This is a genomic window from Actinosynnema pretiosum (assembly GCF_002354875.1).
Taxonomy (GTDB): Bacteria; Actinomycetota; Actinomycetes; order Mycobacteriales; family Pseudonocardiaceae; genus Actinosynnema; species Actinosynnema auranticum.
In genome coordinates, this window is the sequence record NZ_CP023445.1 from 5,606,437 (window position 1) to 5,620,289 (window position 13,853).

12 protein-coding genes are annotated in these 13,853 nt (G+C 74.3%); 4 read left to right on the forward strand and 8 right to left on the reverse strand.

Translation table 11 applies throughout. The annotated features are described in order from the left end of the window. Nucleotides 1-21: 21 nt before the first annotated feature. From CNX65_RS23700 to CNX65_RS23720, 5 genes are all read right to left on the reverse strand, one after another. Nucleotides 22-1,155, reverse strand: coding sequence for a GTP-binding protein (locus CNX65_RS23700; RefSeq protein WP_096495739.1), 1,134 nt, complete (start codon nucleotides 1,153-1,155; stop codon nucleotides 22-24). Further along, nucleotides 1,152-2,168, reverse strand: a complete 1,017-nt coding sequence (locus CNX65_RS23705; RefSeq protein ID WP_096495740.1) for a WxL protein peptidoglycan domain-containing protein — start codon at nucleotides 2,166-2,168, stop codon at nucleotides 1,152-1,154. The genes CNX65_RS23700 and CNX65_RS23705 overlap by 4 nt, the downstream gene beginning before the upstream one ends. Nucleotides 2,169-2,266: 98 nt before the next feature. Then, nucleotides 2,267-3,736, reverse strand: coding sequence for a choice-of-anchor M domain-containing protein (locus tag CNX65_RS23710; protein ID WP_096495741.1), 1,470 nt, complete (start codon nucleotides 3,734-3,736; stop codon nucleotides 2,267-2,269). Between the two features lie 114 nt (nucleotides 3,737-3,850). Next, nucleotides 3,851-5,647, reverse strand: a complete 1,797-nt coding sequence (locus CNX65_RS23715) for a TIGR03773 family transporter-associated surface protein (protein ID WP_096495742.1) — start codon at nucleotides 5,645-5,647, stop codon at nucleotides 3,851-3,853. Nucleotides 5,648-5,854: 207 nt separating this feature from the next. Further along, nucleotides 5,855-7,099, reverse strand: a complete 1,245-nt coding sequence (locus CNX65_RS23720; protein WP_096495743.1) for an MFS transporter — start codon at nucleotides 7,097-7,099, stop codon at nucleotides 5,855-5,857. 225 nt (nucleotides 7,100-7,324) lie between these two features. Between CNX65_RS23720 and CNX65_RS23725 the strand changes: the two genes are divergently transcribed. The 4 genes from CNX65_RS23725 to CNX65_RS23740 are packed head-to-tail and all read left to right on the forward strand — an operon-like array spanning nucleotide 7,325 to nucleotide 10,899. Beyond that, on the forward strand, nucleotides 7,325-8,056 hold the full coding sequence (locus CNX65_RS23725; protein ID WP_096495744.1) for a class I SAM-dependent methyltransferase: 732 nt from the start codon (nucleotides 7,325-7,327) through the stop codon (nucleotides 8,054-8,056). Then, nucleotides 8,053-8,865, forward strand: a complete 813-nt coding sequence (locus CNX65_RS23730) for a Rossmann-like domain-containing protein (RefSeq protein ID WP_096495745.1) — start codon at nucleotides 8,053-8,055, stop codon at nucleotides 8,863-8,865. The genes CNX65_RS23725 and CNX65_RS23730 overlap by 4 nt, the downstream gene beginning before the upstream one ends. A 10-nt stretch (nucleotides 8,866-8,875) precedes the next feature. After that, nucleotides 8,876-9,856 (forward strand): GHMP family kinase ATP-binding protein, encoded by a 981-nt coding sequence (locus tag CNX65_RS23735; protein ID WP_218180577.1) that lies wholly within the window; start codon nucleotides 8,876-8,878, stop codon nucleotides 9,854-9,856. Nucleotides 9,857-9,894: 38 nt separating this feature from the next. Next, the gene (locus tag CNX65_RS23740; RefSeq protein ID WP_096495747.1) at nucleotides 9,895-10,899 is read left to right on the forward strand and encodes a pyridoxal-phosphate dependent enzyme; all 1,005 of its coding nucleotides are present in this window, start codon (nucleotides 9,895-9,897) and stop codon (nucleotides 10,897-10,899) included. 57 nt (nucleotides 10,900-10,956) lie between these two features. Here the strand turns inward: CNX65_RS23740 and CNX65_RS23745 are convergent, their stop codons facing one another. Genes CNX65_RS23745 through CNX65_RS23755 form a run of 3 tightly spaced genes read right to left on the reverse strand, consistent with a single transcriptional unit; the run spans nucleotide 10,957 to nucleotide 13,786 of the window. After that, nucleotides 10,957-11,940 carry an ABC transporter substrate-binding protein gene (locus CNX65_RS23745; RefSeq protein WP_096495748.1) on the reverse strand — a complete coding sequence of 328 codons (984 nt, stop codon included), beginning with the start codon at nucleotides 11,938-11,940 and terminating at the stop codon, nucleotides 10,957-10,959. Further along, entirely contained in the window at nucleotides 11,937-12,728 is a 792-nt protein-coding gene (locus tag CNX65_RS23750) for an ABC transporter ATP-binding protein (protein ID WP_096495749.1), read from the reverse strand. The genes CNX65_RS23745 and CNX65_RS23750 overlap by 4 nt, the downstream gene beginning before the upstream one ends. Further along, the gene (locus tag CNX65_RS23755; RefSeq protein WP_096495750.1) at nucleotides 12,725-13,786 is read right to left on the reverse strand and encodes a FecCD family ABC transporter permease; all 1,062 of its coding nucleotides are present in this window, start codon (nucleotides 13,784-13,786) and stop codon (nucleotides 12,725-12,727) included. Before CNX65_RS23755 ends, CNX65_RS23750 begins: the two co-directional genes overlap by 4 nt. Nucleotides 13,787-13,853 lie beyond the last annotated feature (67 nt).

Sequence of the window (13,853 nt, forward strand, 5' to 3'; positions counted from 1 at the left end):
CGCTGTCACCCGTCCAGGCAGTCAGTGCTGGTGGGAGTGGGCTTCGAGGTCGTCCCACGCGGGCAGCGGGTCGGGGTAGCGGCGCCAGGCGGTGGGCCCCTCGGCCAGTTCGGCGTCGGTGAGCAGCACCGGGTCGAGTCGGCGGCGCGGCTCGTCCACGTCCAGGTCGACGCCGATGAACACCAGCTCCTGGCGGGCGGTGTGGCCGTCGATCTGCTCGCCGGGCTCGATCGTGAGGTGCGGACCGGCCTGGGACCACACCGCGACGGTGTTCGGGCGGCTGGCCAGGTGGCAGAAGCCCTTGCTGCGCACCACGCCCTCCCAGTCGGCGAGCGCGTCGGCCAGGCGGGCCGGGTGGAACGGGCGGTCGGCGCGGTAGGTGGTCGAGCGGATGCCGTACTCCTCGGTCTCCGGGGTGTGCGAGCCCGCCAGCTCCTCGGCCCAGCCGGGCGAGGTGGCGGCGGTGACCGGGTCGTAGCGGCCGGTGTCCAGCACCTCGGCCAGGTCGACGGCGCCGCGGGTGGAGCGGACCAGGCGGGCGCTCGGGTTGAGCTTGCGCAGCAGGCCCTCGGTGGTGGCCAGCAGCTCGGGCGCGACGAGGTCGGTCTTGTTGAGCACCAGCACGTCCGCGAACTCGACCTGGTCGACCAGCAGGTCGGAGATGCCGCGCTCGTCGCCCTCCTCGGCCTCCACGCCGCGCTCGTCCAGCCGGTCGCCGCGCTCGACCTCGGCGAGGAACGTGGCGGCGTCGACCACGGTGACGGTGGTGTCCAGGCGGGCGTGGTCGGACAGGCTCGTGCCGTCCTCGAAGGTCCACTCGAAGGTCGCGGCGACCGGCATGGGCTCGGAGATGCCGGTGGACTCGATGAGGATGGTGTCGAAGCGGCCGTCGCGGGCGAGTTCGCCCACGCTCTCCAGCAGGTCCTCCCGCAGGGTGCAGCAGATGCACCCGTTGGTCAGCTCCACCAGGCGCTCGCCGCCCCGGCCCCTGACCAGGGAGGCGTCGATGTTGACCTCGCTCATGTCGTTGACGACCACGGCGACGCGGCGGCCGTCGCGGTTGGCGAGGACGTGGTTGAGGAGGGTGGTCTTGCCCGCGCCGAGGAAGCCGGAGAGCACGGTGACGGGGACGCGGGTGTCTGGGTGCGCGTTCATGGTCCTGAGTTCTTGGTGGTGGATCGGGGTTTCGCGGCGGCGACGCGCAGGGCGCGGATCTTGCGGCGGACGCGCCAGAGGGCCAGCAGGATGGCGGCCAGCAGGAGCAGGGTGGTGATCGCGGTCCAGGACCACGCCCACGCGGTGGTCTCGGCGGCGCCGGGCTCGACCGCGCCCGCGAGGGTCTGCCCCGCGGAGGCCACGGGTTCGGCGGTGACGCGCACGTCCAGGGGGCCGAGCGGCCACACCCCGGTGACGGTGCGGGTGAGCGTGATGGCGTTGCCGGGCAGCAGTTCCGGCAGCACGTCGTCGGCGGCGGTGACCTCGCCGAGGCCGAAGAGCCCTTCCACGGCAACGGAAGGGCGCAGGGTCAGGCGGACGTTGCCCCGGTTGACGACGGTGTAGGTGACGTCCAGCTCACCGGTCCCCGCCGGGTTGAGCGAGGCGCGGTAGGCAGCGGACAGCGACTCGACGCCGACCGCCGGGGTGACGGCGCCCGCCACGCGCGCGTAGACGCGGGCTCCCACGCGGCGCTCGACCTGCACGTCCGCGCCGGTGGTCAGCGCGGCCACGACGCCGCCGACGCGGTCGCCCGGCTCGGCGTCGGCGGGGACGGCGAGGCTGAACGGGACCACGACCACCTGGCGCGGCGGCACGGTGACCCGGTTGGCGGGCAAGGAGATCCAGCGGCCGACGGACGACGAGGGCTCGTCGCGGGCCAGCAGGTCGAACCCGCCGGTGTCGGTGTTGACCGCGTCGCCGGCGTACAGGTCCACGGTCAGCTCGGCGTCGCCGAGGTTGCGCACCGCGAGGTGGTCGTCGTAGCGCATCCCCGGTTCCACCACGTACTCGAAGCCGGGACGACCGTCCGGGCCGCCTGCCCCCGCGGGGCTGACCGACCAGGTCTGCCTGCCCGCGGGCTCGGGCTCGGGCGCGGGTTGGGCGTGCGCGGGCGCCGGGATCAGCGCGGCGGTCAGGAGGGCGACGAGCGTCGCGGCACGGGCGGGTCTCACCAGGTCTCCAGCGGGGGTAAGCACGGGCGCGGGCCCACCGGGGTCGGCGGGCCCGCGTCCTGATCAGTTGTCGTGCGCGGTGTTCACCCAGGGGCGGCTCAGATGGCCGTGAGGATGAGCATCGCCCGGTACGCGCCCGGAGTGGTGTCCACCGGGACGTCCAGCTTGAGGTCCGCGCCCAGCTGCGCGACGCCGCGACCGGCGCCCGCCGCCGCCTTGCCGAGCTCGGAGGTCGCGCCGACACCGTTGCCGCTGGTGAAGCCGGACTCCTTGGGCGCGCCGGGGGTCACCGTCTGGCCCTGGGAGGACGAGAGCACGGTGGGCGTCCAGCCGAGGTGGTAGCCGCCGAGGACCTGGCCGTCGACAGTGGTGAAGGACCGCACGCGGCCGGTGGCGCTCCAGCCGGGGTTCTCCGAGCGGGTGTCGGTGACCGTGATCGGCTTGAGGGCGCCGGTCGCGCGGTAGCGGTCGGCCTCCGCCGTGAGGGCCAGCTCGCCCAGGTCGACCTCGCGGTTCTCCGGGGCGACGCTGACGGTCAGCGCGCCCTGCTGCTCGGTGAGGGTGGCGGTGATGGTGGGGCCGTTGACCGGGTCGTTGCCGTGGTCGTCGACGTCGATGACGACCGGCGCGGACTCGGCGAGCACCTTGTGGTCGTGGTCGTAGAGCTTGACCATGACCTCGCGGTTGTCGTCGGCGGTGCGGACGACGAAGCCGTACCTGCCGGACAGCGCGCCGGGCACGACGCTCCAGTCGGTCTCGCCCTGGGCGCGGGTGAACCAGTGGTAGTGGTCCTCGCCCGTGGCGGGCTCCTGCACGGCGGTCAGGTTCGCGACGCCGCCCGCGTGGTAGTGCCCGGCCAGGCCCGAGATGCTGAGCTTGGTGGCCACGGGCTCGTCCGGCTCGGGCTGCTGGGTCGGCAGGTCCTCGGCGACCCGGAAGGTGTACGTCACCGGGGCGAGGTCGACCGGGGTGGCGTTGGGCGGGGCGACGGTGGCGCGCACGGCCACCGCGTAGTCGCCCTGCTCGGTGAAGCCCCAGTTGACGTGCTCGTGGTCGGCGGTGCTGGTGAACGACCTCGGGCCGCCGTCGGCCGAGGCGAGGAAGGTGTTCGGGCCGTCCTCGCCGTTCTGCCACAGCGCGAACGCGCCGGGGCCGGTCACGCCGTCCAGGGTGTAGGTGACCGAGGTGCCCTGCGGGACGTTCGAGCTGTAGCCGAAGCCCGCGAACACCTGGCCCGCCTGGGAGGTCTGCGGCAGCAGGTAGTAGGTCTCGCCCTGCGCCTTCCAGCCGGGCAGCGACGCGATGGCGGCGCTGACCGTGCGGGAGGCCACCGACGGCTTGGCGTGCACCACGAGGTTCTCGGGCGCGACGTTGCCTGCGGAGGTGTGGGCGCCCAGGGTGTAGGTCGAGTCCTGGGCGTCGATGTGGAACAGGTCGACGTGGCCGTCGGAGACGACCTGCTTCGCGTCCTGGGCGACGGCGACGCCACCCAGGGAGCCGAGGGCGAGGCCCAGGGCGGTCATCGACGCCACGGCCGCGTAGCGGCGCTTGCGGTGCCGGGTCTGCACTGCGTTCAAGTCCGTTTCCTTGGTTCTGGCCGGTTCTTCGGGGTGACCGGCGCGGTGGGGACGGGTGGTGCCGGAGGGGTCGTGCGCCTCCTCACTCGGGGGGACGGGGGGTGCTCAGCGACGCCTGGCGCGGGCCGTGGCCAGCGAGGACAGGCTGGTGAGCAGGAAACCGAGGGGGATCAGCAGGGCGGCGGCGACGGCGAGCCCGGCCGCGGCGGAGCCGTCGAGTCCCGTGCTGGCAAGGGTTTGCGGGTCGACCCGGCACTCGCGGCCGTCGGCGGTGCGGCCGGTCTGCTCGACCACCTGGGCGCCGGGGCGGGCGGTGGCCGGGTCGCCGGGGCCGACGTGGAAGGCGAGGGTGCTGCGGGCGGTGACCTGCGCGCCGTTCAGGGCGCCGCTGAAGGTGAAGGTGACCGCGTAGTCGCCGGGGGCGGTGAACGCCCAGGCGCCGTGGACGTGCACGCCGGAGCGGCCGACCGGGACCTTGGTGGAGCGCGGGAACCCCTCGGCGGTGCCGAAGTAGCGGTCGCCGACGCCGCCGAACGGGTCTTGGCCGTAGACGGCGAGCTTGCCGGGACCCTCGACGTTCTCCAGGGTCATGGTGATGTCGCCGGTGATGCCCGAGGTGACGCTGGGGTGCTGGGTGTTCCAGCCCAGCCACGGGATGCCGGAGCGCTGGGTCAGCGGGATCATCCACACCGGGCCCGCGCCGAGGAAGTCGTAGCCGGAGCCCTGGGGCGGGGTGGTGCGGGCGGTGTCGTCCAGGTGGAAGACGTAGCCCGCCGGGTCGCGGTAGACGGGTTCGCCCTGGCGGTCGTCCTTGACGCGGGCGGTCAGGCCGGCGCCCTCGACCACGGGGCCGTAGTCGAAGTGGCCGTCGCCGACGACCTCGACCTGGCCGGGTTCGGCGGCGCGGGTGACGGCGGTGGGGACGCAGCGGTCGGTCTGGACCTGCTGGGGCGCGGGGGTGTGCGGCTGCCGCACCGGGGTCTGCTGGGCCTGCGGCTGCCGGGGCGCGGGCTGCGCGGTGGTGGGCTGCGTCGCGGCGGGACGGGTCGTGGTGGGGCGCGTCGTGGTGGTCGTGGGCGGCGCGGTGGTCGGGGGCGCGGTCGTGGTGGTGGTCGGTGGGGTGTCGCCGCCGCCGACGACGAGGGTGTAGCGGACCGGTTCCGAGGTCAGCGGCTCGCCGGACGCGGTGGTCGCGGCGGCCTGGAACTCCAGCTCGTACTCGCCGGGCGCGGTGAACGCCCAGTTCGCGTGGGCGTGGGTGGGCACGGCGACCTCCAGCGCGGGCAGCTCGTCGTGCGAGCTGAAGACCCGCTCGGGGCCGTCCGCGCCGGACAGGTAGACCTCGACGCGGCCGGGGCCGGTGGCGGAGTTCAGGGTCACGTCGAGCGCGTCGCCCGCGAGCGCGCCGCGCGGCACGGACTCGGTGTTCCAGCCCGCCCAGAGCACGTCGGGCTGGAAGGTCTGCGGGATCACGTGGATCGGGGCGCCGCCGGGGACGCCGAGGAAGGCGTAGGCGGGCGCGGCCGGGGCGGGGCGGCGCACGGCGTCAGTGACCTGGAGCGTGGTGGCGGCCGGGTCGAAGCGGGTGGCGACGCGGTCGACGTCGGCCTTGCCCGCGACCACGAGGTCGCCGCCCTCCAGGAAGACCGCGACCAGGTCGACGTGCCCGGACGACAGGGTCAGGCGCTCGGCCGCGGCCTCGGCGGCCTGCCCGCCGCTGGTGGGCCCGCTGCCTGCCGGGGTGCTGCCTGCCGGGGTGCTGCCCGCGGAGGTGCTGCCCGCGGACTGGGCGAGCGCGGTGGCCGGGTTCGCGAGCACGAGGGCGAGCAGCAGCGCGGTGGCCGCGCGGGGCAGCCGGGGCCTCCCCCGGCGGCCGGTGCGGCGGTGCTCGGTCGTGCGCATGTGCCTCCCCCTCCTGGCTGTCAGGGGGAGACGCTAAAGCAAAGGACAATCATTTTCAATAACCCGGCGCGGACCACCACGGGCGGTGACGAGGGCGTGCGCTCCCCGACCTCGCCGCGCGGCCCGTTCGCCCTGGCAGGCAAGGGGAAGAGCGCGAAGGACCGGGGTGGCGAACCACTCCCGGCCCTACGCGCGGTCACCGAGGACTCAACCCCGAACGGCGCTCCCGGTGGCGAACGAGCGCGACGACGGGTGCAGCGCAGCGAGCGCCGGGGCCGCGAAGCAGATCACCGCGCACCCCGCCATCACCGGCGCCACGCCCACGTGCTCGATCAGCGGGGCCATCACCGACAACCCCAGCGGGGCGAGGCCGTAGGACAGCAGGAAGTCCAAGGAGGACACCCGCGCCAGCTTGTCCGGCGCCACCTCGTGCTGCGTCGCGGTGAACCACGGGACGTTGAACAGCTCGATGCCCACCCCCGCGACCACGTACGCCGCGATCACCACCAGCGGCGAGGTCGGCACGACCAGGCTCAGCGGGGCCAGGCCGTAGCAGCCGAGGCCCAGCAGCGCGGTCCAGCCCGGCGCGCGCGGCGACCAGCGGCTCAGCAGCAGGCCGCCGAGCAGCGCGCCCACCGTGTAGCCGGTGGTCGCCGCCGCCAGCACGAACTCGGTGCCGTAGTCGTCCCGGCTCACCAGCGGCAGCGCCACGCCGGTCGCCGAGTAGCCGGTGGCGATGACGGCCGTGAGCGCGCCGAGGCCCGCCAGGAACCACGGGTGCCGCCGCGCCTCGCGCACGCCCTCCAGGAACTCCGCCACGGGCGCGAAGCGGGTCCCGGACGTGGGCGCGGACGGCTTCCCGGCCGGGGGCAGCAGACCCGCGACCAGCCACAGCGCGCCGGTGGCGATGAGCAGCGCCCACACCCCGGCCACGGTCGCCAGCAGCGCGGTGAGCCCCGGCGCGACCAGCGAGGTCACCCGGACGGCCACGGTCATCGCCGCGTTGGCCCGCCTGCGGTCGGCGGCCAGGACCACCTCGGCGGTGAGCGCCTGGAACGCCGGCCGGCACGCGCCCTGGCCCGCGCCCGCGACGAGCGCGGCCACCGCCATGACGAGCGTGGAGCGGCCGAGCCCGTAGGCGATCACCGGCGCGGCCACGGCCGCCGCCAGTCCGGCCCAGAGCACGACGGCGCGGCGCGAGTACCGGTCGGCCAGCACGCCCGCCGCGGGCACGGCGAGCAGGAAGCCGACCGTGCGGGCGGCGAGCACCAGCCCGAGGACGGTCGGGGTGATCGAGCGCTCCAGGACCGCGAGGCCCAGCACGAACGGCAGGCTCCAGGTGGCCAGGCCGGACGCCGTGGCGCCGCACCACAGCCTCAGGAAGGCGGGGTCGAGCAGCAGCGGACCGCGGGGCGGGGCGTCCCCTCGCAGTTCTTCGGTGGTGGGGGGCATCGCGACCGCTCCTCGCTGAGGGGTGGGGACATCGGGGTCCGCACCAGGGTAGTGAAAACCGTTGTCGTTCTCACATCGACCCGACGTGAAGCCGAACCCCGATCACACCCCGTCGCCGAACCCGGACGCGGTTGACACGAATGGGGGTAGAAGAAAATGATTTTCATTGCATACCTTGGCGGGGCGCGGAGGGCCGTCCTCCGCAGGCGAAGCGCAGGAGAACGAGTGAACACGACCTCGCCCGGCCACCCGTTGATCGCTGAACTGCCCGACCTCCTCCCCGCCGAGCACATCGTCCGCATCAACACGCCGAAGGAGGACATCGGCTCGACTCGGTCGTACGAGTGGAACGGCTGGACCTTCCGGGTGCCGCCCGGCGTGTTCACCCCCGGCGCCACCAGCCGCATGGTCCACGAGCGGCTGCTGGACGGCCGGATCGCCGTGCGGGGCCTGGTGTACGCCGCCATGGGCGTCGGGCTCGGCGTCGAGGCCGTCGCGGCCGGGGTCGCGGGAGCGGCCAAGGTCTACGCGCTGGACGTGCACGCGCCCAGCGTCGAGTGCGCGGCCGGGCACTTCGCCGAGTTCGCCACCACGGGCGGCGAGCTCGTCCCCGGCGTCGGCGACCTGTTCGACCCGGTGCCCGAGGGCGAGCGGCTGGACGTGGTCACGTTCAACCCGCCCGCCGTGAGCCAGCGGGTCAGCGACGACCCCGACGTGGTGCGGAACGTGTGCGAGGGCGCGGTGATCGTCACCCGGTTCTTCGACCAGCTCGTGCGGCGGGACCTGCTCGCCGAGGGCGGCCGGGTGTACGTCGCGCTGTCGAACACCGCCGACCTCAAGGCGATCGTGTCGCACGCCGTCCACATCGGACTGTCCCCCGCGCTGGAGCACCGGCACGACTGGGAGGACGGGGTCGTCACCCACGTCTTCCGCTTCACCGAGGCGGTGACCGCGTGAGCGGCGCCGTGGACGGGCTGATCGCCGACGTGCTCGCGGGCCGCCTCGGCCCCGACCCGGCGGACGTCGTGGCCACCAGCGTGTTCTGGGCCCACCACGGCACCCGCCTCGCGGGCGGGAACGTCACCTACCGCAACCAGTACTTGCTCGCGCGGGTCGGCGCGGCGTTCGGTGCCTGCGCGTTCGAGGCCGGGGAGCTGACGCCGGAGGTGTGCGCGGAGCTGTCCGGGCAGCCGCTGGAGGAGCTGCTGCGCGACGAGCGGTTGCCGCTGCGGATCGCCGCCCTGGACGCCTACCTGGCCACCACCGCCCCGCACCACGAGGCGGAGCACGCCGAGCCGGTCGAGCTGCCCGCCGGGACGCCGGAGGTCAGGGCGGTCGCCAGGGACGCCGCCATCGCGGGCCTGCTCGACCTGCCCGCGGGCGCGAAGGTCGCGCTGATCGGCGTGGTCAACCCGCTGGTCGCCGCGATCCGGGCGCGCGGCGCGGAGTGCCTGCCGTGCGATCTGAACCTCACCACCACGCAGTGGGGCGACCCGGTCACGCGCTCGATGCACAACGTGCTGCCGGTCGCGGACGCGGTCGTGGCCACCGGCATGACGCTGAGCAACGGCAGCTTCGACGTGATCCTGGCCTCCTGCCGGGAGCGCGGCGTGCCGCTGGTGGTGTACGCGCAGACCGGCAGCGCCGTGGCCAGGCACTTCCTCGGCGCCGGGGTGACCGCGCTGTCCGCGGAGCCGTTCCCCTTCTCGCAGTTCAGCGCGGAACCGACCCGGCTCTACCGCTACCGGGCGAGACTGTCCGGATGAGGTCGTCCCGATGAGCCGAACACCCGCGCGCCCCGCGTCCGAGCCGAGGAGGCCCGTGCTCGACAGCTCCCGGCCGGACGTGCGGGCGCGCGGAACCGGTCACGCGCCCAGCCACCACGGCGAGCTCCTGCAGGGCTGCTTCGCCGACCCGGCGGGCGCGCGGCGCAACGGCCTGGTCACGCTGCGGTTGGACGAGCCGCGCACCCGCGCCGAGTTCCGGCCCGACCCGGCGCTGCGGCCCGGCGAGGTGCGCGTGGTCCCGGAGGACCGGGTGAACACCGCGCTGGCGGCGGAGACGGCGGTGCGGGTGTGCGCCAGGCTGACCGGGCGCGCGGTGGTGGGCGGCCGGGTGCTGCTGTCCGGCGGGGTCCCGGTGGGGTTGGGCATGGGCTCGTCCACCAGCGACCTCATCGCGGCGGTGCGCGCGGTCGCCGACGCCTACCGGATCTCGTTGGGGCCGCAGGAGGTCGCGGGCATCGCGGTCGGCGTCGAGTCGGCCAGCGACCCGCTCATGCTGGACGCGCGGCCGGTGCTGTTCGCGCAGCGGGAGGGCGCGGTGATCGAGGTGCTGGGCGAGCGGTTGCCGCCGCTGGTGGTGCTGGGCTGCCTGACCGGGGGCGGCGCGGCGGTGGACACGGCGGCGCTGCCGGTCGACGACTACTCCGACGACGAGGTGGCGGAGTTCGCCTCGCTGCGCGAGGAGGTCCGGCGGGCGGTGCGGCTGGGCGACCCGGTGCTGCTGGGCCGGGTGTGCACCCGCAGCGCGCTGCTGAACCAGCGCAGGCTGCCCAAGGCCGAGCTGCCGGACCTGCTCGGCGCGGCCGAGGAGGCCGGGGCGGTCGGCGTGCAGGTCGCGCACAGCGGCAACGTCGCCGGTGTGCTGTTCCGCGCGGACCGGGCCGGCTCCCGGACCCGCGCCGCCGAGTGCGCGCGGTTGTTGGCGCGCGACGGGATCCCGGTCACCGGGGTGTTCGACGCGCCGGGGAGCTGACCGGCGAGCAGAGCCGAACGATCAAGCGGAGGAGAACCGTGCACGACCACGTCGCGTCCGCCATCGCCCGACCCGATCTGATCAGCCTGGAGGACGGACTCGTCTGCGTGCGCTTCGAGACGATGAAGGTCGTCTCGGCGCTCGCCGCCGTGGAGGACCTGCTGGCGCGCGGGGTGATCCGCCCCGGTGACACGCTGGTGGACAGCTCCAGCGGGATCTACGCGTACGCGCTCGCGCTGGCCTGCCACCGGTTCGGCCTGCGGTGCCTGATCATCGGCTCCACCACGGTCGACTCGGTGCTGCGCGCGCAGCTCGCGGTCCTCGGTGCGGAGCTGGAGCAGATGCCGCCGTCGCGGAACCTGAAGCTGGACCAGGACCGCCGGGTCCGGCGGGTGCGGGAGGTCCTGGACGAGCACCCCGAGTACCACTGGATGCGGCAGTACCACGACGACGTGCACTACCTGGGGTACCGGGTGGTGGCCGAGCAGATCGCCGCCGAGGTCGGCGGCGGGGTGTCGCTGGTCGGCGGGGTCGGCTCGGGGGCGTCCACCGGGGCGCTCGCGACCTACCTGCGGCAGCTCCGGCCGGACACCGAGCTCGTCGGCGTGCAACCGTTCGGGAGCATCACCTTCGGCAGCGAGCACGTGGTCGACCCGGAGATCATCATCGCCGGGATCGGGAGTTCGATCGTGTTCGGGAACGTCGCGCACGAGCTGTACGACGTGGTGCACTGGTGCTCGTTCGACTCGGCGCTGGCCGGGTCGGTGGACCTGCTGCGGCGGCACGCGGTGTTCGCCGGGCTGTCCACCGGGGCCGGGTACCTGGCGGCGCGGTGGGAGCGGGAGCTGAACCCGCACCGCACGGCGGTGTTCGTCGCGGCGGACACCGGGCACCGGTACGCCGAGTCGGTGTTCGCCAGGCACCGCGAGGCCGCGGCGGTGGAAACCCTCGCGCCGCAGCAGGTGTCCAGCACGGACGAGCTGGCGCTGCCGTGGTGCCGGATGGAGTGGAAGCGGGCCCCCGCGCCCGCGACGCACGCCTGAGCGCGCCGCGCGCCGGAGGGGCCTCCTCCGGCGCGCGGGCCGTTCCCGGATCGGCGGTCAGCCGCGCGGCACGGTCCTCAGGTACTCGGCGAAGCCCTCCAGGCCGTCGACGTTGCGCGGCCCGCTGATGCCCTCGTTGTAGTCCAGGACGTGGAAGCGGTTGTTCACCACGGCGGGCAGCGTCGCGGTGGTGGGCGAGGACCTCAGGAAGTCGATCTTCTCCTGGGCGGGCTTGTCGCCGTAGTCCAGGATCACGATCACCTCGGGCTGCCGCTCGACCACGGCCTCCCAGCCGACCTTGGTCCAGCGGGCGTCCACGTCGGCGAAGATGTTGCGCCCGCCCGCGAAGGAGATGATCTCGGTGGGCGGCACCTGGGCCCCCGCGGTGAACGGCTGGTCGACGCCGGAGTCGTAGAGGAACACCGGGACCGGCTCGCCCCGCGGGGTCGCGGCGCGCACGGCGTCCACCCGCTTCCTGAGCCCGTCGACGACCTCGGTGGCCCGGTCCTCGACGTGGAAGATCTTCCCCAGGCGTTCGAGGTCGGTGTAGAGCGCCTCGAACGGGGTCTTGCGCTCGGGGAAACCGGGGTAGTTGAAGCAGGACTCGGTGTGCATGAAGCTCTGGACGCCCAGGCCGTCCAGGATCTCCGGGGTGATGCCGCGCTGGTCGCTGAACCCGGAGTTCCAGCCCGCGACCACCAGGTCGGCCTTGGCGTCCACGACCAGCTCGCGGTTGAGCAGGTCGTCGCTGAGGAACTCGACCTTCGCGTACTCGGCCGCCCACGGCGACTCGGTGACCGGCGGGTTGGCCGGGGGCATGACGTAGCCGTGGACGTGCTCGGTCAGGCCGAGGGCGAACAGCTTGTCCGCGCTGCCGCCCTCGTAGGCGACGGCCCGCTGCGGCACGCGGTACTCGACCTGCTCGCCGCAGCGGTCGACGGTGGCGGTGGCCGCCTCCCCGCCCCGCTGCTCGACCTGCGCGCCGCAGCCGGACAGCAGCAGCGCGGCGAGCGCGACGGGGAGGGCTCTGGGGGCGCTCATGGGGTTCCTCCGGGGTGGTGGGAGAGCGAGTGGAGCACTTGCGGGACGCGGTCGACGGGGTGCTCGACGATCGCGGCCCGGACGCCGAACACGGTGGCCAGCAACGACTCCGTGAGCACCTCGGCGGGTGTCCCGGAGGCGACCAGCTCGCCGCGCGAGAGCACGCAGAGGCGGTCGCACGCGGCGGCGGCGAGGTTGAGGTCGTGCAGCACCACCAGGACCGTCAGGCCGCTGGAGCGCAGCAGCCGCAGCAGGTCGAGCTGGTGGCGCAGGTCGAGGTGGTTGGTGGGCTCGTCCAGCACCAGCACCTCGGGCTGCTGCGCCAGGGCCCTGGCGATGAGGACGCGCTGCCACTCGCCGCCGGACAGCGACAGCACCCCGCGCCCGCGCAGGTGCTCGACGCCGACCTGCCGCATGGCCTCGTCGCACAGCGCGCGGTCGGCGGCGGTGAGCGGGGCGTTGCCGCGCAGGTGCGGGGACCGGCCCAGCGCCACGACCTCCTCGGTGGTGAAGTCGAGCTCGCCGGTGCTGTTCTGGGTGAGCGCGCCGATCCGCCGGGCGCGGTCGCGGGCGGACAGGGCGTCCAGGTCCGCGCCGCCGACGCGCACGACGCCGCGGGTGGGGCGCAGCGCCCGGTAGACGCAGCGCAGCACGGTGGACTTGCCGGAACCGTTGGGGCCCACCAGACCCACGACGGTCCCCGGTTCGACGTCGAAGGTGATCGCGTCGACGATGGCGCGGCCGGACAGCTCGACGGTGAGGGACTCGACGCCCAGGTCCACGGTCACCGCCCCCCGAACAGGTAGCCGCGGCGGCGCATCAGCGCGAGGAACACCGGGACGCCGATGAGCGCGGTGAGCACGCCGAGGGGCAGTTCGCGCGGGGCGACGAGGACGCGGGAGGCCAGGTCGACCCAGACCATGAAGACCGCGCCGAGCAGCGGGGCGATCAGCAGCACCCTGGAGTGGCCCGCGCCGATCGCGATGCGCACCAGGTGCGGGACGACCAGGCCGACGAAGCCGATGGCCCCGCTGGTGGCGACCATCGCGCCGGTGGCCAGCGCGGTGATCGCGAACAGGCGGGTGCGGACGCGGTCCGCGTCGACGCCGAGGGAGGCGGCGCTCTCGTCGCCGAAGGAGAGCACGTCCAGCGCGCGGCTCATCCGGTGCAGCACGACCAGCGCGCCGAGGACGACGACGGCGACGACCGGCAGCGCGCCCCAGGTGGCGGCGCCGAAGCTGCCCATCGTCCAGTACAGGACGGTGCTGGTGGCCTCGCTGTCCGGGGTGAAGTAGACGATGACGCTCATCAGGGCCTCGAAGCCGAAGGCGAGCGCGACGCCGGTGAGCACCAGGCGCAGCGGGGTGACGCCCGCGGCGGTGCGGGAGGCGAGGTGGACCAGGGCGGTGGCGGTGAGGGCGCCGAGGAAAGCGCCCGCCGACACGGCGTAGATGCCGAGGGCGGAGAGGGCGCCGGTGACGGTGACGGCGACGGCGCCCACCGAGGCGCCGGAGGAGACGCCGAGGATGAACGGGTCGGCGAGCGCGTTGCGCACCATGGCCTGCACGGCGACGCCGACGCTGCTCAGGCCCGCGCCGACGACGGCGGCGAGCAGGACGCGCGGGGTCCGGACCTGCCAGACGATCTGGTAGGGCGTCAGGTCGGCGGCGGGGAGGCTGCCGCCGGTCAGCGCGGCCCAGAGGTAGCGGGTGGTGTCGCCGAAGGGGATCGTCGCGGAGCCGAGGCTGATGGCGGCGATGGTGGAGCCGAGCAGGGCCAGCGCGAGCAGGACGGCGGCGGCGACCGGGGAGCGCCCTCTCCCCGCTCTTTTGGTAGTGATTTTCATTGGCAGGAAAGTAGCACGGTCGGGCGACGTCCCAGCCCGGAAACCCATGCGGAGCAACGAATACGAG

Bases quoted from the DNA above. Each gene is read 5' to 3' on its own strand.
- CNX65_RS23715 (WP_096495742.1), bottom strand. From the start codon at position 5,647: ATGCGCACGACCGAGCACCGCCGCACCGGCCGCCGGGGGAGGCCCCGG.
- CNX65_RS23745 (WP_096495748.1), bottom strand. From the start codon at position 11,940: ATGAGCGCCCCCAGAGCCCTCCCCGTCGCGCTCGCCGCGCTGCTGCTG.
- CNX65_RS23755 (WP_096495750.1), bottom strand. From the start codon at position 13,786: ATGAAAATCACTACCAAAAGAGCGGGGAGAGGGCGCTCCCCGGTCGCC.
- CNX65_RS23720 (WP_096495743.1), bottom strand. From the start codon at position 7,099: ATGCCCCCCACCACCGAAGAACTGCGAGGGGACGCCCCGCCCCGCGGT.
- CNX65_RS23735 (WP_218180577.1), top strand. From the start codon at position 8,876: ATGAGCCGAACACCCGCGCGCCCCGCGTCCGAGCCGAGGAGGCCCGTG.
- CNX65_RS23700 (WP_096495739.1), bottom strand. From the start codon at position 1,155: ATGAACGCGCACCCAGACACCCGCGTCCCCGTCACCGTGCTCTCCGGC.